Here is a 20,271-nt window from a genome sequence, read left to right as displayed (position 1 = left end):
ACCGCGTGGCGCGGGTCCGCGTCGATGGGTGTCGGCGCGGCGGTGCGGGATCACGTCTACGATCGTCGCAGTCACGGTGCCGACCGGACCGCCTGGTGGAAGGGACGTTGGTGATGCGGGTCTTGCTGGTTGCCCCGCCTGGTGCCGGGAAGGGCACCCAGGGCGCGCTGATCGCGACACACTTCGGTGTCCCGCACATCGCCACCGGTGATCTGCTGCGCGATCACGTGGCCCGGGGCACCGCGCTGGGCCGGTCGGTGCGCGATCATCTGAGCCGCGGGGAGCTGGTTCCGGACGAGGTCGTGCTCGACATGGTCGGGGCCGCCTTCACCGAGGCGAAGGCGGCCGGCGGCGGGTATGTGCTCGACGGCATGCCGCGCAACATGGCGCAGGCCCGGGCGTTGTACGAGATCGGCCGGAACCTGCAGATGACCGCGAACGTGGCTCTGCATCTGCAGGCCGACGACGAGGAGCAGCTGATCCGGCGGCTGCTGGCGCGGGCCGCGCTGGAAGGCCGCTCCGACGACACCGAGCCGGTCATCCGCCACCGGCTCGCGCTGTATCACGAGGTGACTCATCCGATCGTCGACTGGTACGCCTCGCGCGGGATCCTGGTGTCGGTGGACGCGATGCGCCCGGTCGAGCGGGTCGCCCGGCAGATCCTCACCGCGCTGGAGGCGATGCGGCCATTGGTCGACCTGGTGCCGGAACACGCCCGCCGCTCGATCGACCTGACCGGTCTCGGGGCGGCGTTCGGTCGCAACGACCCGGACCCCGTCGTGTAGAAGGCAGTCAATAGCGAAGGATGGCGGCCATCGGCGTACGGTCCGGCATCCGGTCGCGGGATACGGCGTGCACGGTTCCGCCATGGCGCAGGGTGGCCACCGCGGCGGCGTCTGAGCGGTCGATCGTGGGCGGGTTCTCGTACACCCTGATGACCTTCGTGGCACCAGCGGGTGCGTCGGCACGCAGGAAGAGCGTGTCGATGCGGCCCTGCTCAGCGGCGGCGTGCACCGTCGCGACGTCGGCGCAGGTGCGCCCGGTGCCCTGCAACTCCCGGTAGACGGCTGCGGCGGTGGTCTCGCCGGCGCGCAGTATGGGTTCGGCCAGCGGCCAGGCGAGCCGGTGCAGCTGATCCGCGTTCAACTCCCGGGAGTTGCCGTCGATACCTTCCCGGATCAGTCCCGGATGGGTGTTGACCTGCCGGTAGAGGGCCTGCGTCGATCGGACACCGGCGAGCAGCAGCGGCACGTCGTCGGCCTGCAGAACCTCGCGCAATGCACGGTCGACGCGCCGGAAGTGCTGTACGACCAGCGGGGTCTGGTCATCCTCGATGCCGTGGAAGACGGCGCGGCCACCGGCACCACCGCGATCGGCGACGAAGGCGTGCACCTGGGCGCGGCGACGCGGCATGGTCAGCCACACGGCCAGGGGCAGTCCATCCAGGGCCATCTGCTGCATGCTGTGCCGCGAACCCCGCCACAGGCGGATCTCGTCCTGGTTGAGCGCCAGGACGTAGAAGTGGCCGGCGGCGCCCAGCAGCGGCAGCAGCGGCCGTACGAGGAACCGGTCCCCGACCGCGACCAGCTCAGGCAGGCGCTGCGGAACCCAGAACTGCCGCAGACTGCCCTGCGCGCAGAACAGGGCCAGGCCGTCGCCGGAACCCTCCGCCCGGTGCGGGGAGTCCAGCAGTCGGCGGGCAGGCGCCAGCACCAACTCGGTCGCGGTCACACCGTCGGCGCGCAGCGCCTGTTCGGCATCGCGCAGTAGGTTCTTGACACGCGCACGATGACGGCCGCCGGCCGCGTCGGCGCGGTTGACGGGCAGGAATGCCGAGACACGGTGGCCGCCGCGCTCGTCGGAGAGTGTGATCAGATCTCGCGCGTTCAGAGTGTTCGACAGGTCCATTCTCGCCTCTCAATGAAGATCATCGGCGCTCACCACTGGGCCGGTGAGATCACATGGCGACCAGCCTGACCGCCGTGAGTGTGCGTCGAACAGGGTCGCCACACGCCGATCCGAGCCGCTCAAACTGCCGACCGGCAGCAGGATCATGTGGGCAGCAAGACGACGGAGCCCATCACCGAAGACGACTCCGGTACCGTCCGCACCGTTCCGTGTCGAGCCGTTGCGGCCGTGGCCGGGGCTGCGTGCCTGAGCCTCCGCCATCGCTAGTTGCCGACGCCCGGCAAGGAGCCCCGTTGCAGGTGACCGGTGGCGCCTCTGTCAGCGGGCGCAGTGACGCGGTCAGCATGGGTGGCATGGTCACCGTGGTTCACCGAACCACGCCAGGGCAGTAGCAGACAGGCACCGTTCCGGTGCCGGGAAGAGGACACCATGCAGTGGACGGTGCGCGACGCCATGACGGCTGACGTGGTCACCGTGACCGGCGACGCCGCCCCGGCCGACATCATCACGACCATGACGACGTACGACGTCAGCGCGGTGGCCGTGATCGACGAGTACGACCGGGTGCTGGGCATCATCACCCGTACCGACGTGCTCAACGCCGTCGCGTTCCCACCGCCGCAGCCACGGCCGCGGATCCCGTGGCGGCGCATCGTCCCGGCACCGGACTGGATCACGACCTCGGCCAGAGAGATGATGCGCGCCCCGGCGCTGACCGTAGCGGCGGACGCGACACTGGCCCAGACCGGCCGGTTGATGCGCCGCCATCGAGTCAACCGGCTGCTGGTGACCGGACCGGACCGGCGACTGCTGGGCATCGTCACCGCAGGCGACCTGCTCAAGGTACACGACCGCCGGGACGAGGCGATCCGCGACGACGTGCGGCAGGTGCTGGAGACACTACCGATCCGTCATCTCCATCTGGACGTTCGCGACGGAGCGGTGACGGCGACCGCGACCGTCAGCGACGCCCGGCACGCGACGCTGCTGCCGCGGGTGGTCCGCGACGTGCCCGGCGTAACCCTCGTGCGTGACGACATCACCGTCGACCAACCCCACGAACCTGCCGTCGTCCAGGCCTCTCCTGCCCCGTCGATCGACGGTTGGTGGCCGGGACGCCACCCTCAACGCCGCGACCCGTCCGCGGCAGCGGCAGCGGCAGGACACTCGTCGATCGGTTGAGAAGGAAGACGCCATGAGTGAGGTATTGCGCTGGTTTCTGGTGGGCGGGCTGGTCCTTCTCGTCCTGCTGATCGCGTCGGTGCGAGTGATCATGGATTACGAGCGGGCGGTGGTGTTCCGGCTGGGCCAGGTCATCGCCACGCGAGGCTCGGGGCTGACGGTGCTGATTCCGCTCGTCGACCGGATGGTGCGGGTCTCCTTGCGTACCGTCACGATGGACATCCCGCCGCAGGACGTCATCACCAAGGACAACGTCACCGTGAAGGTCAACGCGGTGGCCTACTTCAACGTCGTCGTGCCGCTGCTGTCGGTCACCGCAGTCGAGAACCACGTCGTCGCCACCTCCCAGATCGCCCAGACCACGCTGCGCAGCATCCTCGGCCAGGTCGACCTCGACGACCTGCTCGTCGACCGCGACGCCATCAACCAGCGGCTGCAGACCGTCATCGACGAGATCACCAGCGCCTGGGGTGTCAAGGTGACCCTGGTCGAGGTCAAGGACGTCGAACTGCCCGACACCATGCGCCGGGCGATGGCCCGCCAGGCCGAAGCCGAACGTGAGCGGCGGGCCAAGGTGATCCACGCCGCCGGCGAGGTCGAGGCCGCCGACGATCTGGGCCGCGCCGCCCAAGTGCTGGAAAACCACCCAGCCGCCATGCAGCTGCGGGTGCTGTCCACGATGGCCGAGCTCACCTCCGAACGCAGCTCCACGCTCATCTTTCCGCTGCCGGTGGAGCTGCTACGACTGGTCGACACGCTGAGCCACAACCTCGCCGGCCACACCGCGAAGGCCGTGACCGTAGGTAACCGGACGGACGGTGACCGTGAACCGGTGACGGCGGCCGGCAAATGACGTCGATCGCCGCCGAAATCAGCGATGCTGAACCTTCGGGATTGGGAAGGGCACACGTGAGCGACGACGGCACACGCCGCAACGCGCGACAGACGGCAGCCGACGCCGACGGGCAATGGCTCGCCGACGTCGCCGCCGGGGCCAGCCGCGACGCCGGCAACGTGCCCGTGGCTCTGCTCGGCGACTACCTGCCGCTGCTCGCCGACGCCGCCATCACCGGACGCAAACCCAAACGCGCCGAACTCGACGCCGTCGAAGCGCTCGGCAGACGGGCCGCCGAGCAGGGCATCTCCGCCGGCCGGGTGGTGCAGCTGTACCTGTCCGCCGCCCGCCGGCTCTGGCACGACCTGCCGGACGTCGTACGCAACCGCGACCGGGAGGCCGTGCGCGCCGCCGCAGCCGCGGTCCTGCAGGTCGTCGACGACGCCGTCGCCACACTGGCCGAAGGCTACGCGGTCGCCCGCCGCGACCTGGTCCGCCGCGAGGAGACCCTGCGCCGTGAACTCATCGACGACCTGCTGCGCGGCGACTCCGACCTCGGTGCCCTGGTCGGCCGGGCCGAACCGTTCGGCCTCGACCTGGCCCGCGTACACCAGGTCGCCCTGGCCGAGCCGAGCCGCCGGCTGCCCGACACCGACGCGGCGATCACCGCTCTCGAGGCCGTCATCTTCGACCGGCTCGGTGACCGCGACGTGCTCGTCGCAACCAAGGACGGGCTCCTGGTCGTGCTCGCGCCCGCCGACGCGTCCGACCCCGACGCCACCCCGGCAGGCGGGGACGGCACCGACGATCTCGGCCGGCTGATGCACGATCAGTTGCGTCGGCTACCACGCGGACGGCCCTGGCGCATCGCCGTGGGCCGTCCCCACCCAGGTCTGTACGGCATCGCCCGTTCCTACGAGGAGGCCCGCGAGGCGCTCACCATGGCCGGGCGGCTGCGCGTACCCACTCCAGTGGTCAGCGCCCGCGACCTGCTCATCTATCGCGTCCTGCTGCGCGACCAACCGGCCATCGTCGAACTCGTGCACGCCGTGCTGCATCCGCTGACCCGGGCACGTGGTGGCGCTGAACCACTCGTCGCCACCCTCCACGCCTACTTCGACACCGGGGGCGTGGCCACCGAGACCGCAAAACGCATCCACGTCTCCGTGCGGACGGTCACCTACCGCCTCGAACGAATCCGTGTCCTCACCGGCTACGACCCGGCCGACCCCGCCCACCGATTCACCCTGCAGGCCGCCGTGCTCGGTGCCCGCGCCCTCAACTGGCCCGAACAGCCCTTGCCCGCAGCCGGATGAACGTCCCGCTCCTCATGAACGCCGCAACCGTGGCTCGCCCACACCAATTAGCCGGGCCCTTCAGCACAGGGCGCGGAGGCGGACCGTCTGCTCCATGGCCTGGAGCCGGGTCAGCACGTCTTCGCTGTAACCGGTGGCGATGTCGGTGATCAGGTAGCCGTACTCCCCGCGGGTGCTGAGCATCTGGCCCTCGATGTTGACGTTGTGCTCGGCGAGGATCCGGTTGACGTCGGCGAGCACGCCCGGGGTGTTCTTGTGCATGTGCACGATGCGGTGCATGCCGGGCAGCTCGGGCAGGGCGACGCCGGGCAGGTTCACGCTGAGCGTGGTGTTGCCCTCGGTGACGACTTGGCCAGCTTGTTCGCCACGAAGCCGCCGATGTCGGACTGGGCCTCCTCGGTCGAGCCGCCGATGTGCGGGGTGAGGATCACGTTCGGCAGACCGCGCAGCTCCGACAGGAACTCGTCGCCGCGACCCTTCGGCTCCTTCGGGAACACGTCGACGGCGGCGCCGGCCAGCCGGCCGCTCTTGAGCGCGTCACGCAGGGCCAGATGGTCCACGACGATGCCACGCGACAGGTTGAGGAACAGGCTACCGGGCCGCATCTTGGCGAACTGCTCGGCACCGAAGAAACCGGCGTTGCCGGGACGGCCGTCGACGTGCAGGGTGACGATGTCGCTGGACTCCAGCAGCTCGTCGAGGCTCGCGCAGCGGTGCGCGTTGCTCAGCGCCAGCTTGTCGGCGGTGTCGTAGAACGACACCGACATGCCCAAATTCTCCGCCAGGACCGACAACTGGGTGCCGATGTTGCCGTAACCGACGATGCCGAGACGGCGGCCGCGGATCTCGTGCGCGCCGTCGGCCGACTTGTCCCACACACCCGAGTGCATCAGCGCGTTCTTCTCGGTCAGCCGCCGGGTCAGCGAGATGATCTCGGCGATCGCCAGCTCCACCACCGAGCGGGTGTTGGAGAACGGCGCATTGAACACCGCGACACCGCTCGCCGAGGCATGCGACAGGTCGATCTGGTCGGTGCCGATGCAGAACGCGCCGATACCGACGAGCTTGTCGGCGGCCTCCAGCACCTTGGCGGTGACCTGGGTCTTGGAGCGGATGCCGAGCAGGTTGACCCCTCGGATCCGCTCGATCAGCTCCACCTCGTCCAGCGCGGTCTTAACGGACTCGACCTGGAAACCATCCTCCTCGAGCCGCGCAACCGCGCCGGAATGGATGCTCTCCAGTCCGGGATGGCTACGGCTTCGGCGCGTTCATGCAACGTCGCGCCCGCCGCGGTGTCGTCGATCCGTGCCACATGGTGATCCCCATTGCGGTCCATATCTTAGCCTCCCTCACCGAGGTTAATGCACACTACTATCTTTGCACTATGCAAACTTCTTCGCTACCGGTTCGTCCGCGTCCTCTTTCGCGGTGTCGCGGTGCGCGCTCCAACCCAGCCACCACTCGTCCTCAGGGACTTCGCCCGCTGCTCGCGCGAACGTGGTGAGGGCTTCGGTGACCGGTGGCTGCCACAGATGCGCCGTGGCGGTGACCAGTCGCTGCAATTCCTCGCGCCGGCGGTTCATCACCTGCTCGACCACCTCGCGCCCGGAGGGGCTCAGGCGCATCCGGACCACCCGCCGATCGGTGCTCGACCGGGGTACGGCGGACCAGACCCTTGCGGACGAGCCGATCCAGCATCCAGCACCGCTGCAGGCGGCCAGAGCGGTCGCGGCGACAACGGTGAGACAGCGCAGCAGGCCACGCCCGGAAGTCATGGCCGCGACGGTAATGAGGCATCCGCTCAGCCGGGTGCCGCGCAGCTCGGACGTCACACGAACAGTGTCGTGACCGTGCTCTGACGGTGACCGGCGAATGCGACGCGCTGCAGGGCACGTTCCTTCAGTTGAGAGGCCTGAGAGGCGGGGTTCGCTGCCGGACGGCGGCAAGTACCGGGGTCGGAATCGACCGTCTTCGCGACTGTCGCCGACGGCGTCCACCGCGCGACGCTGGCGCGGAGGCGAGTTTCGTCGCACCCGTACGCGGTCCTGAACGGAGGTTTCATGCTCAATGACTCGGAGCGGCGCCGACTGAACGAGATCGAGCAGGGTCTGTGGGCACAGGATCCCTCGTTCGCCCGGCGTATCAGCACGGCAGCACCGCCACGCCCGTCGGCCCGCCTGGCAGGCCTCGGGCCGCTCGGGTGGCTGTTCGTCGCCGTCGGCGGCACCGGGCTGGCCCTGCTGTACCGCAGCGGCTGGCTCGCCCTGATCGCACTCTCGGCGATCTGCCTCAGCATGGGCTTGTGGTCGGCGCACGAGACGCCGCACCGCTGAGACACCGACACGATCTGCGGACCGCAGCCTCGCATCGCTGGTCCGGTTGCCGACAGTCGGCAATCAACGGTGGCGTCAATGGCCAGCGCGAGACCTGTCCGGCCCTCACCCCATCGACGGACAGTCGAGGTACAAGCGAACGCGGAAGCCCCGTCTGGCCCAGATGTATCGGCCGAACCGGCCGGTGAAGGAGGTTCACCATGAACGCGCCCGTGATCGTCGGCTTCGACGGCGCGGCGTCGGCCTACGCCGCGGTGCGGCACGCCGCCCTGCAGGCAACGCGGCGTGGCAGTGAACTGCGGATCGTGCACGCCTTCGGCTGGTTCCTCCTTCCCTCGGCGATGTACCCGCCGCTGGCCGACATCGACCGCGGTCCGCGCGAGGCACTGCTGGACCTGCTCACACGCACGGCGAGCGAGGTACGGACGGCCTGGCCGCACCTGAAAGTGAGTACCCGGCTGATCGACGGATCGGCTAGTGCGGTGCTTATCGACGCCTCCCGCGACGCCCAGTTGGTGGTGGTCGGCCACCGCGGCACCGGCGGGTTCGCCGGGCTGCTCGCCGGTTCCACCGCCACCCAGCTCGCGGGTCACGCATCGTGTCCGGTCACCGTGGTTCGAGACGCCGACACCACCGACCGGACCGTGATCGTCCTGGGCATGGACGGCTCCGTGCAGGCGGCAGCCGCCGCCGAGGTTGCGTTCGCCGAGGCCCGCCGCGGCGACGCCGAACTGGTGCTCGTCTCTCACGGCCACGCGGACGCGGGCCCGGAGGCCGACATGATCACGGCACAGACGGATCAGCTTGCCCGGCATTACCGCGACGTCAAGTATCGCCGGGAGAGCGCCGAGGCGGCCACGCCCGCGACCGCATTGATCGACACTGCGGACCGGCTGCACGCCGCCATGATCATCGTCGGCTCCCGGGGCCACGGCGGATTCCGCGGTCTGATCACCGGATCGACCTCGCGGGCTCTGATCGACCACGCCGGCTGCCCGGTCACGGTCGTGCCGTCTCCTGCCGCGTAGCCGTAGTACACCACGACACCGAGCGACTCGAGCCGAAGGAGGATGACCGATGCCGACACCTGCGGTGCCGCTGCTCGACCTGCCGGACGAGCAACGCGACCTGCACACACTGGCCTGGGATCTGACCGTGTGGCAGTTGCACCAGGCCTTCGTCCAATGCGCGTTCCCCAACCCGGAACAGGACGCGGCGACCGGACGCTGCGAACAACTCGCCCGCGTGCGGATGGCAGCGGCACGGCATGCGGTCGAGGACATCCGGGCTGCTCTGCGACGTGTCGAGTCCGGCACCTACGGCATGTGTCAGCAGTGCGGGTGCATCATCGCGGCCGATCGCATGCGGGCGCGGCCCACCACGCGCTGGTGCGCCGTCTGCCAGATATAGCCCGCACCGGCCGGCGCCGCCGGAAACGAAACGGAGTGAAGCACGGTGGCAGAGACAACACCCCCCACGCCCACCGAAGCAGTCGTGACGGCGTCGGATCCGACATCGCGTGCCGTCGACATCGACATCGTCGAGGTCTGGGGGCAGGATTCCTTCCCCGCCAGTGACCCACCCGCCAACTGGTGAACCACGCTTGTCGGAGACAAGAAGGTCACCGCCGAGCCTGCTGCCTGTGGAGGAGGACGTCGACATGTCCGCACGAAGAATCGTCGTCGGTGTCAACGGATCGGCGAGCAGCGCCGCAGCAGCCCGCTGGGCAGCCGCCGAGGCTCGACGGCGCGGCGCGGCCCTCGACATCGTCGTCGCGCACCAAGGGGGAATCCCCGGCCGGGCATTCCCCTCCCGCACCGACCTGCCGCGTACGGCCGATGAACGTGCAGCGGCGATCGTGGATGCCGCCATGGAGCAGGCCCGGTCAGGTGCGACCGTTGTCCCGGTGCGGGGCGAAGCGGTCGCCGGTGACCCTGTTCCGGTCCTGCTCGAAGCCGCCGCCGGCGCCGAACTACTGGTCGTCGGGGGCCGCGGTCACGGCGATCCCGGCCCCATGCTCGGCGTGGTGACCAGTCAGGCCGCCGCGTACGCACTGTGTTCGGTCGCCGTGGTTCGCCCCGGCGGGTGCAACGACACCCCCGACACGGTCGTGGTCGGGCTCGACGACTCCCCCGCGACATCGACGACCGCCGGTATCGCGTTCGAGCAAGCAGCGCTGCGTCCTCACGGAACGCTCCAGGTGGTGTCGGCGTTCACCGTGCCGACCGGCCGCGATCTTCGCGGCATCGAAACCGAACGACGGCGCCGCCTGACCGACGACCTGACGCCGTGGCAGGAAAATTCCCGGACGTCTCGGTGACCGTCGACGTCGTGTCCGGCCCAGCCGGCCCGGTGTTGGCGCAGCAGTCCCGGCAGGCCGGACTGCTTGTCGTCGGGGCCGGCAGCGACACGACCTTCGAGGAGTTGCGTTTGGGCACGGTTCGTCTGCATCTGCTTCACCACGCCGCCTGTCCCGTGCTGATAGCCCGCGCCGATGACTGACCCGGCCACACCACGGCCATCGCGTGGCGCGATGCCGGGATCACCTCGCCGCGGACGGCTCGTCATCCGGCGAAGTCAGGGAGAGCCGGCACCTGTTGGGCCGGACGAACGGGACCAGTTCCACAGCGACCGCCTGGTTCTCGAGCCGACCCAGCATCCCCTCGACGAAACCGAGATGCAGATCGCAGACGATCCGCCCGTGCGTGTGCACTGCGTCCAGGAACGGGCAGCTGTCCAGGTCGACCGTGCGACCGTGGTCCGCCGGTCGCGGCGCGAACCCGGCACGATCCAACTCCCGTACCAGCACCTCCGTCGCCTTCACCGGTGTCCCCGGGCCTCGCGGCGGGTCGAGGATCCGGCGACCCCACCGCCGCCCGGCCCGCTTCGCCCGGGTCACCGGGTCGCCGTCGGCGGCGATGTCGGCGAGCAGCACATCGGCCAGCAAGCGATAGTCGCGCGGCCCACGATCCGGAGCCGCAGGCACGGCCCGGAACAGCGCGGGAGGGCGGCCAGGACCGGCGGCACGGACCGCCATCCGCTCGGCGTGCCCCGAACGCATCAGGGTGTCCAGATGGAACCGGACGGTATTGGGATGAACCCGCAGCCGACCGGCGATCTCGGCGACCCCGACGGGAACCGGTGCGGCGGCAAGGATCCGCAGGATCTCATCACGCCGCCCGGCCGGCGAAGGGTTGTCTGCCACACCCACTTTTATACAAGATCGGTTTGGATAAACTCTGGTCATGGGCTCGAACACGGTGGCAGTCGGAATCGCGGCGACCTTCGTCTGGCTCGGCATGGTCCTGGCGATCTCCTTCCTGGAAGCACCGTTGAAGTTCCGGGCACCGGGCGTCACCCTGGCCGTCGGTCTCGGCATCGGACGGCTGGTCTTCCGGGCACTCAACATCGCCGAATCGATCCTGGCCGTGCTCGTGATCGTCGCGATGGCGTCCGGCTACCCACGCTCCGCGCTGGTGCTGTCCGGGATCGCGGTGACCGCGTTGATCATCCAGCTGGTCGCGGTCCGTCCACAGCTGCATCGGCGCACAGCCGCCGTCCTGCACGGCGACACCACACCGCGATCCCGCGCCCACCTCGCATACGTCACCCTCGAGGTCGTCAAAGCTCCCGCACTGATGGCCGCCGGCGTGCTGCTGCTGGCCGGCTGAAACCAAAAAACGGCGACCATCTCCGCCTGGTGCACAAGCGGCGCCACACGAACGACTGCCACGATGACTTCGGTTTCGCAGAAGGGTTCCGGTATGCGACACGACGACCCCGCGGTCGCCCAGCTCCAACACTGGCAGGATTCCGGCGGACGATGGCGCGTCCTGACACGCGGCACCGACACCGTGGTCATCACGCTGCTCACCTGCGACACCGGCGAGGAGGTCGACCGGCTGACCGGCACCGGCGCGGACCTGCTCGCCTACCTCGGCGAGCGAAACAGCAGCGAGGACGACGACCCGGCAGCCGCCGACGACTCCGCCCGCCGACCGCAACCCGCGGCACGTGACCGCGACACCACCGGCAGGCCCCGCAACGCGCGGCCCCGCGATGCCCTCGGCCGCCCTCTGCGACCAGGCGCCACCGGTGTCCCCACCATGCCTGAAGATCTCGACCTCACACCCGCCGACGCGCTACAGCAAGCACAACGGCTACTCGACGACGGCCTGCCGTTTCACGCCCACGAAGTCCTCGAGGCCGCGTGGAAAGCCGCCCCCGACGACGAACGCGAACTATGGCGCGGCCTGGCTCAACTGGCCGTCGGGTTGACCCACGCCCGCCGTGGGAACACCACCGGCGCCACCCGTCTCCTCCAGCGTTCAGCCGAACGGATCAACGCGTACGAACACCACGCTCCGCATGGCATCGCGGCAGGCCGACTGTGCGCCTGGGCGTGCGAGCAGGCCGAACGAATCCGCGGCAACCCCCACGCCGGCAACGTCGCCATGCCCCGTTTGACCACTTGACCGAGCACGCCGAAAGCGTCTCAGCAGCCGTCATCGGGCGGCTGCCCGCCGAGATCCGAGACAACGATCGAGAACCGATCCCATGAACTCACTCTGGCTGTCGCTTACCGGCAGCACCGGGCACCTTGCCATCCACGGGACGGCCCGCCGATACCTTGAAGGCTGGCTCACCCCGCACCGGGTCCGTGATGCCGTTGCAGTGATCACGAGACTCGTTCACCACGTCCAGAACCCCGATCACCGGGGCGAACTGATATTGAGCTGCCACGACGACACCCTTTTGATCGAAGTCGTCACCCACCACCCGGCCGCGGGCAAACCCGCCGACGAGCATCCGTTGGGAACGCAACCCGCGCCGGTACACAACTGGGGAGCCCACCCGACGAGCACCGGCGTTGTCATCTGGGCCGAGATGCGGCTTGACGGCACGTGAGGACTACAACTCGTCGCTCTCCTGCTCGTCGCTCCCGCTCGGCATGACCAGGCACGGCGAAGAGACGGGGCGAGCGCCAACCCACGCGGATTTCCGAATCCCGACGGCTCGCTACGTCGCACGAGGTCTCCACCACGCAAAAGGGGACCTTGGTCAACGACGGATGAATCCGAGGTTGGTGGCGGTGGCGACGGCGGAGGTACGGGAGTCGACGCCGAGCTTGAGGTAGATCCGCGCCAGGTGCGACTTGACGGTGCCTTCGGTCAGGTGCAGCCGGGTGCCGATCGCCTGGTTGGACAGACCTTCGGCGACCAGGGTGAGAACTTCGATCTCGCGGCGGGTCAGGGCGGTGTCGGGTTGACGCAGGCGGTTCATCAGCCGGTCGGCGATGACGGGGGCGAGCGTGGTACGGCCGGTCGCGGCGGTGCGCACGGCGGCGGCCAGGTCTTCGGGTGGGGCGTCTTTGAGCAGATAGGCGGTGGCACCGGCGGCGATGGCGGGCAGGGTGTCAGCATCGGTGTCGTAGGTGGTCACGATCACCACGCGAGGTGCGCCGGGTTGCGCGGTGATCTGCGCGGTGGCTTCGGCGCCGGTCATGCCGCCCTTGAACTGCAGGTCCATCAGGACCACGTCGATGTCGCCGCCGGCAGCACGGACGACGGCCTGTTCGGCGGTGGCGGCCTCGGCCACGACGGTGAGGTCCGGTTCGGTCTCCAGAACGGCGCGCAATCCGGCACGTACAACGGGGTGGTCGTCGGCGATCAGCAACCGGACCGTAACGCCGGTCATGAGCCGGTTCCGGCGCCGATGGGGACCTGAATGGCCAGCGCGGTGCCGGCTCCGGCGCCGGCTTCGAGGGTGAGGATGCCGCCGAGCGCGTGAGCGCGGGCGCGCATGGCCGCCAGCCCGAACCCACCGATCTCCGACTCGGGGGCGGGGAGCCGCGTGGGGTCGAAGCCGGTGCCGTCGTCGACGACATCCAGGGCGACGTGGTCGCCGAGGTAGCTGAGGGTGACGTCCACGGTCGCGGCGTCGGCGTGCCGCACGACGTTGGACAGGGCGGACTGGGCAATACGCAGCAACGCGATCTCGGTCGCGGACGCCAGCGGCACCGGTTCACCGGTGCGGTGCAGCCGGGCTGTGATCCGGTGCCGCGTGCTCGTGGTGGCGCACAGCTGTTCCAGGGCGTCGGCCAGGCCGGCGCCCTCCAGAGCAGGCGGAGTGAGGGCGGCGACGAAACGCCGGGCCTCGGCCAGATTGTCGACCGCGGCCTGCCGAGCCTGCACGACGTGACGCTCGGCCACCGGCGGATTGCCGGGCAGCGCCCGTTCGGCAGCGCTCAGCAGCAGCTGGATGCTGGACAGACCCTGGGCCAGGGTGTCGTGGATCTCGCGGGCCAGACGTTCCCGCTCGGCCAGCACCCCGGCGGTATGCTGCGCCGCGGCAAGATCCGCGCGGGTGGCGGTCAGCTGCTCGATCAGCTCCCGGCGCCGCTCGCTCTCCCGGTACAGCGCCTGGTATCCGCGCACCACGGCGATCGCGACGGCCGCGCCGAGCAGCGGCCCGACCGTGATCGCCACCGTCAGCGCCCCGGCGTGGGCGGCGAACCCGGTGACCGCCACGAGCGCGGTGAACAGCACCGTGATTACGCCGGCCCAGCGGGTCAGCAGATGCAGCTGCAGGAAGTACAGCGGAAACGCCACCCACACCCCGTCCGCGGACAAGACCAGCAAAACCAGCCACACCACGACCATCGCGGCCAGCCACACCCCCGCCAGCCGCCGCGACGCGCGGACCCGCGCGAATGACACGCCTGCCCCATAGGTCACGGCGAGCATGCCCGCCGCTGCGACCACCCACCACGCGCGCCCGGTCCCGCCGACGATCGCCCGGCCGGCGACCAGCGTCAACAGGCCGCCGAGGAGCAGGTGCAGGCACCACAGCAGGCCACGGGCCGTGCTGGGCAGGTGCAAAGCGGTGGCGGACATGATCTGTCCAGCGTACGGACAGCAACATCCGGTCGGCCTCTATCAAAAGATGCAAGCCGCGTCCGATCCTGCGGCAGATGCCCCACCCCGGCCCGGCGGCGACCGTAGAAGGCAGCCACCACCACACCGACAGAACGGGGGCGTATCACCGTGTACGTCGCATGGCGCGACCTGAAGTTCGCCCGAGGCCGCTTCGCCCTGATGGGCGCCGTCATCGTGCTGATCACCCTGCTCGTCGGCCTGCTGTCCGGGCTGACCGCGGGACTCGGGCAGCAGAACATCTCCGCGATCACAGGCCTGCCCGCCGACCGGATCACCTTCGCCGCCCCCGCCGCGGGGCAGAAACTGTCCTACGCCAACTCCACCGTCACCGCCGAGCAGTGGCAGCAATGGGCCCGCACTCCCGGGGTCACCAACGCCGAACCCCTCGGGATCAGCACCACCCGCGCCACCACCGGCACCACCACGACCGCCGTATCAGTGTTCGGCGTACGGTCCGGATCCCGACTCGCCCCCGCCGGCGACCGCCTCGACGACCGGTCGGTGGTGCTGTCCACGACCGCCGCCGACGACCTCGGCCTGCACGTCGGCGGCACCCTCACCCTCGCCGGGCAGCCGCTGACCGTCACCGCGATCCAGGGCGACGCCTCCTACAGCCACACCCCGGTCGTCTGGACCAGCCTGACCACCTGGCACCACACCAGCGCACCCACCGGCGACCCGGACCAGAACACCGCGACCGTGATCGCCCTGACCACCACCAGCGGCGCCGACATCACCGCCGGCGACCAGGCGGCCGGAACCAGCACCGTCACCCGCGGCGACTCGCTGTCCGCGATTGGCTCCTACACCAGCGAGAACGGCTCCCTGCAACTGATGCGCGGCTTCCTGTTCGCCATCTCCGCCCTGGTCATCGGCGCGTTCTTCACCGTCTGGACCATCCAGCGCAGCGGCGACGTCGCCGTCCTCAAAGCCCTCGGCGCCTCCACCGCCGCACTGCTGCGCGACGCTCTCGGCCAGGCCGCCGTTCTGCTCACCGCCGGCACCCTGACCGGCACCGCCCTCGCCGCCGCGGCCGGCGCCCTGGTCGCCGGCACCAGCGTGCCGTTCCAGCTCAGCCCGGCCACCATGCTCACGCCGGCCGCCATCATGATCGCGCTCGGCGTGCTCGGCGCGGCCCTGTCCATCCGCCGGATCACCTCCGTCGACCCGCTGACCGCCCTCGGGAGCGCCCGATGACCCTGACCCTGACCGACGTCACCCTCACCTACCCCGACGGCGACACCCGCCTGACCGCCCTCGACCACATCACCCTCGACGTGCCCCGCGGCACCCTCACCGCCGTCATCGGCCCCTCCGGCTCCGGCAAATCCAGCCTGCTCGCCGTCGCCGCCACCCTCATCACCCCCGACAGCGGCACCGTCACCATCGACGACACCACCGTCACCGAGCTCAATCGCGCCGAACAGGCCACCCTGCGCCGCCGCAGCATCGGCATCGTCTTCCAACAACCCAACCTGCTGCCCGCACTCACCGCCGCCGAACAACTCCAGACCATGGCCGTCATCGACGGCCACCGCCCCGCCACCGCCCGCCGCCGCGCCCTCGACCTGCTCGACGCCGTCGGCATGGCCGAGCATGCCGACCGCCGCCCGCACCAGCTCTCCGGCGGCCAACGCCAGCGCGTCAACATCGCCCGCGCCCTGATGAACGACCCCACCGTCCTGCTCGTCGACGAACCCACCAGCGCCCTCGACCACGAACGCGGCGCCATCATCATCGACCTGATCACCCGCCTCACCCACCAACAGGCCACCGCCACGATCCTGGTCACCCACGACCGCACACACCTCACCGCCGCCGACCACATCACCGAAGTCCACGACGGCCGCCTCCTCACCTCCGAAACCGGCCTCATCAGCTCCTGACCCACCACGTCGCCGACACCACGAAATCGGCTGCCAATTTCTCAAACCTGACAAACGAGTCGCGCCGTTCCTGTGCCTCCGCCGGGTGACGTCCTAGAAGACCCGTCGAGTTCTCGCTCAAAACTCGGACGTCTGGCAAGGATCAGCGGTAGACCTTGCCAGCTGTGGGGCGGTCGCCATTTTCCGGTCAGCGGCTGCTGGAAAGAGCACCCGGCACGTGATCGCAGCGAGCAGGGCGCACGCTACGCACTGGTCGTATCCGTTGAAACTCCTGGCCAGGACGTCGATGTGTCGACTCCGGTGGCTCAGCAGGTCGGAGTCCCGGTACAGGTTCACGTGTGATCGAACGTATTGAATTGTCTGCACCCGGTGATACCCAACCTGGACCTGGCCAAGGCCGGCCGGACACGACGGACGATCTAGTGGAAGCCCTCATCGAAGCTTTCGTCGGCACCTTCGGTGACCGCTGTCCGGCCGCCGAATCGCACTGACCGAATCGCCAAGAGCACTGCTCATGGGATAAACCAGTTCGTCGCCGTCGGTGCCTCTTGATGTTCAGACGGCCCACATCGCCGGGCCAGCGTGACGCGTCAAGGCCGTGAAGGGCCGGTGACGACGAGCTTGGCGATCCGTACTGCGGCGCCGCACGGAGGATCAGAATCAGCCGGTCACGGTTCGTCGCGGCCATCGCGTCACAGGTGCGGGTAGGCCAGGGGGCGCAGGGCCCGGGCCCGAAGGGCTGCGTGGGCGGCGAACCGGCCCGCGTCGGTGAGCCGCAGTGGTTCGTCGAAGCGTGGAGAGGTGGTGAGGTCGAGCAGGCGTAGCCGCCGCCGGAGGTCACCGAGGAGCCTGCCGGTCTGGTCGGGGGCGACCGGCTGGCCGGTGTGCTGGTCCCGCCAGCCCTGCTCGGCGAGCGCATGCGCGACGGCAGTGTCGAGTGCATGGTAGTCGTGGTCCTGGCCGGACAGCATCAGGAGCAGGGCGGCCTCGCCGGCAGCGGCGTCGGCGGCGTCCGGGCCGAGCAGGTGACCCGTGGTGGCCTGCCACAGTGCGGGCGTGCCCTCGGCGTGGAGGGTCTTGCCGATGCTGCTCAACAGCAGTTTGCGTCCGGAGCGGCGTACGACGCCCATCTGTTTGGCGAGCTCGCGCAGGGTCCACAGTTCGACGATGTCGGACTCGGAGCGGGGGTTGGCGGTGAGCGTGAGCCAGTCGAAACGGCGGCAGCCCTCCGCGACGAGAGGGCGGGTGAGGGTGCCGGTCTGGGTGAGCGCCGCGCCGGTGGCGGCGTGGTCGAGCAGCCATTGCAGCGGGGCGAGATGTTCCGCGGCTGTGTCGGGAACGGCGACCGGGTGCAGGAGCTGGTTGGTGATCGCCGTGGCGAGACGCCGGCGTTCGGCGCCGTGGCCTTCGGCCCAGTTCTGCAGCCGTTCGGTATGCACCCATTGCAGCCAGGTGCTGCCGGTGAGGTCGTCGCGGGGGCTGTCCAGGAACACGCGAGTCGTCTGGTCGGCGGCTTTGCGCCAGCCCGGCCGCCCGGGTCGCAGTTCGCCGCTGTCGATGGCGTGTTCCAAAGCCAGCGACGCCGATGCGTAGGCACTGGCCTCGTCGCTGCCCATGACCGATCCCCACTCGAGCACGCGCGGCAGGTCGGGTGGTTGCAGGCCGGTGGCCGCCAGCGCGGACCGGTAGGCCTTGAACCCCGCCGTGCCGCCGTCGTTTTCGTAAGTCGCCAGGATGTCGGCGGTGGCCGGCGAGCCGCACATGTCGGCGTACCGGCTGCGGCCCACACGGTGGAACAGCTCGCCGAGAGCGGCAGCGACCTGCTGTTTCTCGCCGAGGTCGCACATCCACTTAGTCGGTAGCTGATACCACAGGAAGTCGGCCAGAGCATGCCCGGTGACAGCGGCGAGCCCTTCGCCCCAGGTCAGCGAGTCGAAACCGGCCCGAGCCGCAGCGGCCACATCCGCGTCGATGCGGGCCAGGTCGGCCAGCGCCGCCTCCACGACCAGATCGTCGGCGGGTTCAGCCATGGTCACCGGTCCGGGGTGCGCCGCAGCACTTCTTGTACTTGCGGGCCGAACCGCACCAGCACGGCTCGTTACGTCCCGGCGGCCAATCGATCAGTTGCTCGGGACGGGTCCGGGCAAGGTCCGCGGCGTAGGTGGCCCGGGCCTTTCCGGGATTCTCGTCGCGATCGGCGCACCAGGCCAGCAGGGCGTCGACCCGGATCGGGGCGATGCTGACGCGGGCCGCCCCGGTGTTGGCGGCTTCGGCGAGTTTGACCTGCATGGCTCGGCAGTACTCGGCGTGCGATCGCCCGCCGGCGGCCGCGCCGCCGGGTTCGGTCAGCTCCGGCCATCGGGCGAGCGCTTCGTCGTACTCCTCGGCGGGGAACCATGCCAACGCCACGAGCATCGGGCTGGCTGGGGCGCGATGGCCGGCGACGGGCGCCGGCGCCGCGGTGCGCAGGATCCGCTGCCGCGAATCGCGTTCCCGTTCGGCGTGGAAATTCACCGCGCGGGCCTGCAGATCATCGGCCTCCATGCCCAGCTCGGTCATGCTCGTCCGGCGCAGGTCGATCAGCTGGGGGATGAGCCGCTCGGGGTCGCCGCTGCCCAGAGCGATACGCATTCCATCGGTCAGCCAGGCCAAGGCGGTGACGTGGTCACCGGCAGCGGCGTACTCGAGGCCGGCGTTGTTGAACAGCCACACATCGCCGGGGGTGTCGGCTCTGACCTGGGCCCAAATCGGTTCGGCCTCGTCGACACGGCCGGCCCGCATCAAAATCTCCGCGATCCGGCATCGGCTGTCCGGCTTCCCGCTCAGCCCGGCGTCAACAGCCTCGCGGATGGTCTGCAACGCCTCGTCGAACCGCCCGGTGTCGGTGTAGGCCTGCGCCAGATCGTCGAGCAGATCCGGGAGGTAGAACACCTCGGCGGCGCCCGCGTCAGTGCGGGTGAGCGCGACCGTGTCCTGCAACGCCGCCAGGTAGACGCCGTTGTCACGCGGACGCGCGGCCATCGCCGAGGCAAGTTGCCGCTCGACACGTTCAACCTCGGACAGATGGTTCACCGGCATCAGACCATCATGCCGTCGCAGGCGCCAGGCACGCGTGCACCGGGCCGTGATCCCCGCCTAACGATCACGGCCGGTCCCGACCCTGCCACGATCCGCTGCAGTGCGCCCCAGCCTCCGCCTACGGCTCCTTCGCCTCGGGACCGGCAATGACGAGTAGCCGCTGAACCTTCGTGAGCAACGACTCCAGCCAACGGCTCTGGGGCCGCCCGACAGGCCGACCAACTGGGGCCGCGACTACTGCGGACAACCAGGGACCACCGCAGCCAACTTCCGAACCCCACGAGCAACCACGATCATGGAATCACTGGCCCCGGACGTGGCCGGCGAACCTCGGCGAAGATCACCGTACGGGCATTCGTGTCATCGAGGTGTCGTGATCATCCCCATAGGAGGATGCGGCACATCGACGTTCGGCATCACCAACAAGGAGACCAGTCACGTCGAGATCCGATCAGCTGGCCATGAACGCCCTGCTCAACCAGGGCCCCGGGAAGTGAGACCGATACGGAGGGAAGGCTCACGAGCTGTCGAGTACGAACCGGCTACGAAGATCATCCGAAAACGTGGCGTAAACCGTACGCGCGTACGTGCAAAAATGCGTGCCCCGCCGCTGCCGTTGCATCGATTCCTAAACATGCAAAAGGCCAGCTATGCTGGCCTTTTGTTAAGTCGGGCTGACAGGATTTGAACCTGCGACCCCTTGACCCCCAGGCCGTTGGAGTAGGCGTTTCCGCACGTCAAACGCGATGCGCAGCGTTCACGCCGATGTTAAGTGTGCAGGTCGGCGCACCGGCG

The 20,271-nt window shown here is 69.5% G+C and carries 23 protein-coding genes; 14 read left to right on the top strand and 9 right to left on the bottom strand.

Going from position 1 to position 20,271, the window contains the following annotated elements:
* Positions 1-113 precede the first annotated feature (113 nt).
* Positions 114-785 carry an adenylate kinase gene (locus QSK31_RS46075; protein ID WP_285691483.1) on the top strand — a complete coding sequence of 224 codons (672 nt, stop codon included), beginning with the start codon at positions 114-116 and terminating at the stop codon, positions 783-785.
* Between the two features lie 7 nt (positions 786-792).
* Here the strand turns inward: QSK31_RS46075 and QSK31_RS46070 are convergent, their stop codons facing one another.
* Positions 793-1,908, bottom strand: a complete 1,116-nt coding sequence (locus QSK31_RS46070) for a baeRF3 domain-containing protein (RefSeq protein WP_285691482.1) — start codon at positions 1,906-1,908, stop codon at positions 793-795.
* Between the two features lie 429 nt (positions 1,909-2,337).
* Between QSK31_RS46070 and QSK31_RS46065 the strand changes: the two genes are divergently transcribed.
* Genes QSK31_RS46065 through QSK31_RS46055 form a run of 3 tightly spaced genes read left to right on the top strand, consistent with a single transcriptional unit; the run spans position 2,338 to position 5,241 of the window.
* Positions 2,338-3,090: a CBS domain-containing protein gene (locus tag QSK31_RS46065; protein ID WP_285691481.1), complete on the top strand. Its 753-nt coding sequence runs from the start codon at positions 2,338-2,340 to the stop codon at positions 3,088-3,090.
* A 13-nt stretch (positions 3,091-3,103) separates the two neighbouring features.
* Positions 3,104-3,943 (top strand): slipin family protein, encoded by an 840-nt coding sequence (locus QSK31_RS46060; protein ID WP_285691480.1) that lies wholly within the window; start codon positions 3,104-3,106, stop codon positions 3,941-3,943.
* 56 nt (positions 3,944-3,999) lie between these two features.
* Entirely contained in the window at positions 4,000-5,241 is a 1,242-nt protein-coding gene (locus tag QSK31_RS46055) for a PucR family transcriptional regulator (protein ID WP_285691479.1), read from the top strand.
* Between the two features lie 60 nt (positions 5,242-5,301).
* On the opposite strand, the gene QSK31_RS49375 is transcribed toward QSK31_RS46055, so the two are convergent.
* The 3 genes from QSK31_RS49375 to QSK31_RS46040 all read right to left on the bottom strand — a co-directional run bounded on the left by QSK31_RS49375 (position 5,302) and on the right by QSK31_RS46040 (position 7,016).
* The gene (locus QSK31_RS49375; protein WP_285691478.1) at positions 5,302-5,559 is read right to left on the bottom strand and encodes an ACT domain-containing protein; all 258 of its coding nucleotides are present in this window, start codon (positions 5,557-5,559) and stop codon (positions 5,302-5,304) included.
* A complete protein-coding gene (gene serA, locus QSK31_RS46045) occupies positions 5,556-6,473 on the bottom strand; it encodes a phosphoglycerate dehydrogenase (RefSeq protein WP_285691505.1) in 918 nt (305 codons plus the stop codon). The genes QSK31_RS49375 and serA overlap by 4 nt, the downstream gene beginning before the upstream one ends.
* Before the next feature lie 150 nt (positions 6,474-6,623).
* Positions 6,624-7,016 (bottom strand): winged helix DNA-binding protein, encoded by a 393-nt coding sequence (locus QSK31_RS46040; protein ID WP_285691477.1) that lies wholly within the window; start codon positions 7,014-7,016, stop codon positions 6,624-6,626.
* A gap of 285 nt (positions 7,017-7,301) precedes the next feature.
* On the opposite strand from QSK31_RS46040, the gene QSK31_RS46035 reads away from it, so the two are divergent.
* The 5 genes from QSK31_RS46035 to QSK31_RS46015 all read left to right on the top strand — a co-directional run bounded on the left by QSK31_RS46035 (position 7,302) and on the right by QSK31_RS46015 (position 10,076).
* The gene (locus tag QSK31_RS46035) at positions 7,302-7,574 is read left to right on the top strand and encodes a DUF3040 domain-containing protein (protein WP_285691476.1); all 273 of its coding nucleotides are present in this window, start codon (positions 7,302-7,304) and stop codon (positions 7,572-7,574) included.
* A gap of 200 nt (positions 7,575-7,774) precedes the next feature.
* A complete protein-coding gene (locus tag QSK31_RS46030; RefSeq protein ID WP_285691475.1) occupies positions 7,775-8,602 on the top strand; it encodes a universal stress protein in 828 nt (275 codons plus the stop codon).
* A gap of 49 nt (positions 8,603-8,651) precedes the next feature.
* The gene (locus QSK31_RS46025) at positions 8,652-8,984 is read left to right on the top strand and encodes a TraR/DksA family transcriptional regulator (RefSeq protein WP_285691474.1); all 333 of its coding nucleotides are present in this window, start codon (positions 8,652-8,654) and stop codon (positions 8,982-8,984) included.
* 250 nt (positions 8,985-9,234) lie between these two features.
* Complete coding sequence (locus tag QSK31_RS46020; protein WP_285691473.1) at positions 9,235-9,894, top strand: universal stress protein; 660 nt, start codon at positions 9,235-9,237, stop codon at positions 9,892-9,894.
* A complete protein-coding gene (locus tag QSK31_RS46015) occupies positions 9,891-10,076 on the top strand; it encodes a universal stress protein (protein ID WP_285691471.1) in 186 nt (61 codons plus the stop codon). Before QSK31_RS46020 ends, QSK31_RS46015 begins: the two co-directional genes overlap by 4 nt.
* 40 nt (positions 10,077-10,116) lie before the next feature.
* On the opposite strand, the gene QSK31_RS46010 is transcribed toward QSK31_RS46015, so the two are convergent.
* Positions 10,117-10,821: a helix-turn-helix transcriptional regulator gene (locus QSK31_RS46010; RefSeq protein ID WP_285691470.1), complete on the bottom strand. Its 705-nt coding sequence runs from the start codon at positions 10,819-10,821 to the stop codon at positions 10,117-10,119.
* Here QSK31_RS46010 and QSK31_RS46005 point away from each other — a divergent pair.
* From QSK31_RS46005 to QSK31_RS45995, 3 genes are all read left to right on the top strand, one after another.
* Complete coding sequence (locus QSK31_RS46005) at positions 10,820-11,245, top strand: hypothetical protein (RefSeq protein WP_285691469.1); 426 nt, start codon at positions 10,820-10,822, stop codon at positions 11,243-11,245. The two genes, QSK31_RS46010 and QSK31_RS46005, sit on opposite strands and share 2 nt — an antisense overlap.
* A 93-nt stretch (positions 11,246-11,338) precedes the next feature.
* Positions 11,339-12,049 carry a DUF309 domain-containing protein gene (locus QSK31_RS46000; RefSeq protein ID WP_285691468.1) on the top strand — a complete coding sequence of 237 codons (711 nt, stop codon included), beginning with the start codon at positions 11,339-11,341 and terminating at the stop codon, positions 12,047-12,049.
* A gap of 82 nt (positions 12,050-12,131) precedes the next feature.
* Positions 12,132-12,482, top strand: coding sequence for a hypothetical protein (locus QSK31_RS45995; protein ID WP_285691467.1), 351 nt, complete (start codon positions 12,132-12,134; stop codon positions 12,480-12,482).
* Between the two features lie 153 nt (positions 12,483-12,635).
* Here QSK31_RS45995 and QSK31_RS45990 read toward each other — a convergent pair whose 3' ends face one another.
* The gene (locus tag QSK31_RS45990) at positions 12,636-13,271 is read right to left on the bottom strand and encodes a response regulator (protein WP_285691466.1); all 636 of its coding nucleotides are present in this window, start codon (positions 13,269-13,271) and stop codon (positions 12,636-12,638) included.
* Complete coding sequence (locus QSK31_RS45985) at positions 13,268-14,470, bottom strand: sensor histidine kinase (RefSeq protein WP_285691465.1); 1,203 nt, start codon at positions 14,468-14,470, stop codon at positions 13,268-13,270. The genes QSK31_RS45990 and QSK31_RS45985 overlap by 4 nt, the downstream gene beginning before the upstream one ends.
* A gap of 150 nt (positions 14,471-14,620) precedes the next feature.
* Between QSK31_RS45985 and QSK31_RS45980 the strand changes: the two genes are divergently transcribed.
* Entirely contained in the window at positions 14,621-15,709 is a 1,089-nt protein-coding gene (locus QSK31_RS45980) for an ABC transporter permease (RefSeq protein ID WP_285691464.1), read from the top strand.
* A complete protein-coding gene (locus tag QSK31_RS45975; RefSeq protein ID WP_285691463.1) occupies positions 15,706-16,398 on the top strand; it encodes an ABC transporter ATP-binding protein in 693 nt (230 codons plus the stop codon). Before QSK31_RS45980 ends, QSK31_RS45975 begins: the two co-directional genes overlap by 4 nt.
* Before the next feature lie 692 nt (positions 16,399-17,090).
* Here QSK31_RS45975 and QSK31_RS45970 read toward each other — a convergent pair.
* Both QSK31_RS45970 and QSK31_RS45965 read right to left on the bottom strand, forming a co-directional pair.
* Positions 17,091-18,434, bottom strand: a complete 1,344-nt coding sequence (locus tag QSK31_RS45970) for a hypothetical protein (protein ID WP_285691462.1) — start codon at positions 18,432-18,434, stop codon at positions 17,091-17,093.
* Positions 18,421-19,476, bottom strand: coding sequence for an SEC-C metal-binding domain-containing protein (locus QSK31_RS45965; protein ID WP_285691461.1), 1,056 nt, complete (start codon positions 19,474-19,476; stop codon positions 18,421-18,423). The genes QSK31_RS45970 and QSK31_RS45965 overlap by 14 nt, the downstream gene beginning before the upstream one ends.
* Between the last annotated feature and the right edge of the window lie 795 nt (positions 19,477-20,271).

It is taken from the genome of Actinoplanes sp. NBRC 103695, from assembly GCF_030269485.1.
GTDB lineage: Bacteria > Actinomycetota > Actinomycetes > Mycobacteriales > Micromonosporaceae > Actinoplanes.
This window is presented reverse-complemented; position numbering and strand designations above follow the sequence as displayed.

Excerpts from the sequence above, each read along its gene's own strand:
- QSK31_RS46075 (WP_285691483.1), top strand. The coding sequence starts at position 114 with ATGCGGGTCTTGCTGGTTGCCCCGCCTGGTGCCGGGAAGGGCACCCAG.
- QSK31_RS46070 (WP_285691482.1), bottom strand. The coding sequence starts at position 1,908 with ATGGACCTGTCGAACACTCTGAACGCGCGAGATCTGATCACACTCTCC.
- QSK31_RS46065 (WP_285691481.1), top strand. The coding sequence starts at position 2,338 with ATGCAGTGGACGGTGCGCGACGCCATGACGGCTGACGTGGTCACCGTG.
- QSK31_RS46060 (WP_285691480.1), top strand. The coding sequence starts at position 3,104 with ATGAGTGAGGTATTGCGCTGGTTTCTGGTGGGCGGGCTGGTCCTTCTC.
- QSK31_RS46040 (WP_285691477.1), bottom strand. The coding sequence starts at position 7,016 with ATGACTTCCGGGCGTGGCCTGCTGCGCTGTCTCACCGTTGTCGCCGCG.
- QSK31_RS46035 (WP_285691476.1), top strand. The coding sequence starts at position 7,302 with ATGCTCAATGACTCGGAGCGGCGCCGACTGAACGAGATCGAGCAGGGT.
- QSK31_RS46030 (WP_285691475.1), top strand. The coding sequence starts at position 7,775 with ATGAACGCGCCCGTGATCGTCGGCTTCGACGGCGCGGCGTCGGCCTAC.
- QSK31_RS46025 (WP_285691474.1), top strand. The coding sequence starts at position 8,652 with ATGCCGACACCTGCGGTGCCGCTGCTCGACCTGCCGGACGAGCAACGC.
- QSK31_RS46020 (WP_285691473.1), top strand. The coding sequence starts at position 9,235 with ATGTCCGCACGAAGAATCGTCGTCGGTGTCAACGGATCGGCGAGCAGC.
- QSK31_RS46005 (WP_285691469.1), top strand. The coding sequence starts at position 10,820 with ATGGGCTCGAACACGGTGGCAGTCGGAATCGCGGCGACCTTCGTCTGG.
- QSK31_RS46010 (WP_285691470.1), bottom strand. The coding sequence starts at position 10,821 with ATGACCAGAGTTTATCCAAACCGATCTTGTATAAAAGTGGGTGTGGCA.
- QSK31_RS46000 (WP_285691468.1), top strand. The coding sequence starts at position 11,339 with ATGCGACACGACGACCCCGCGGTCGCCCAGCTCCAACACTGGCAGGAT.
- QSK31_RS45995 (WP_285691467.1), top strand. The coding sequence starts at position 12,132 with ATGAACTCACTCTGGCTGTCGCTTACCGGCAGCACCGGGCACCTTGCC.
- QSK31_RS45990 (WP_285691466.1), bottom strand. The coding sequence starts at position 13,271 with ATGACCGGCGTTACGGTCCGGTTGCTGATCGCCGACGACCACCCCGTT.
- QSK31_RS45985 (WP_285691465.1), bottom strand. The coding sequence starts at position 14,470 with ATGTCCGCCACCGCTTTGCACCTGCCCAGCACGGCCCGTGGCCTGCTG.
- QSK31_RS45975 (WP_285691463.1), top strand. The coding sequence starts at position 15,706 with ATGACCCTGACCCTGACCGACGTCACCCTCACCTACCCCGACGGCGAC.
- QSK31_RS45965 (WP_285691461.1), bottom strand. The coding sequence starts at position 19,476 with ATGCCGGTGAACCATCTGTCCGAGGTTGAACGTGTCGAGCGGCAACTT.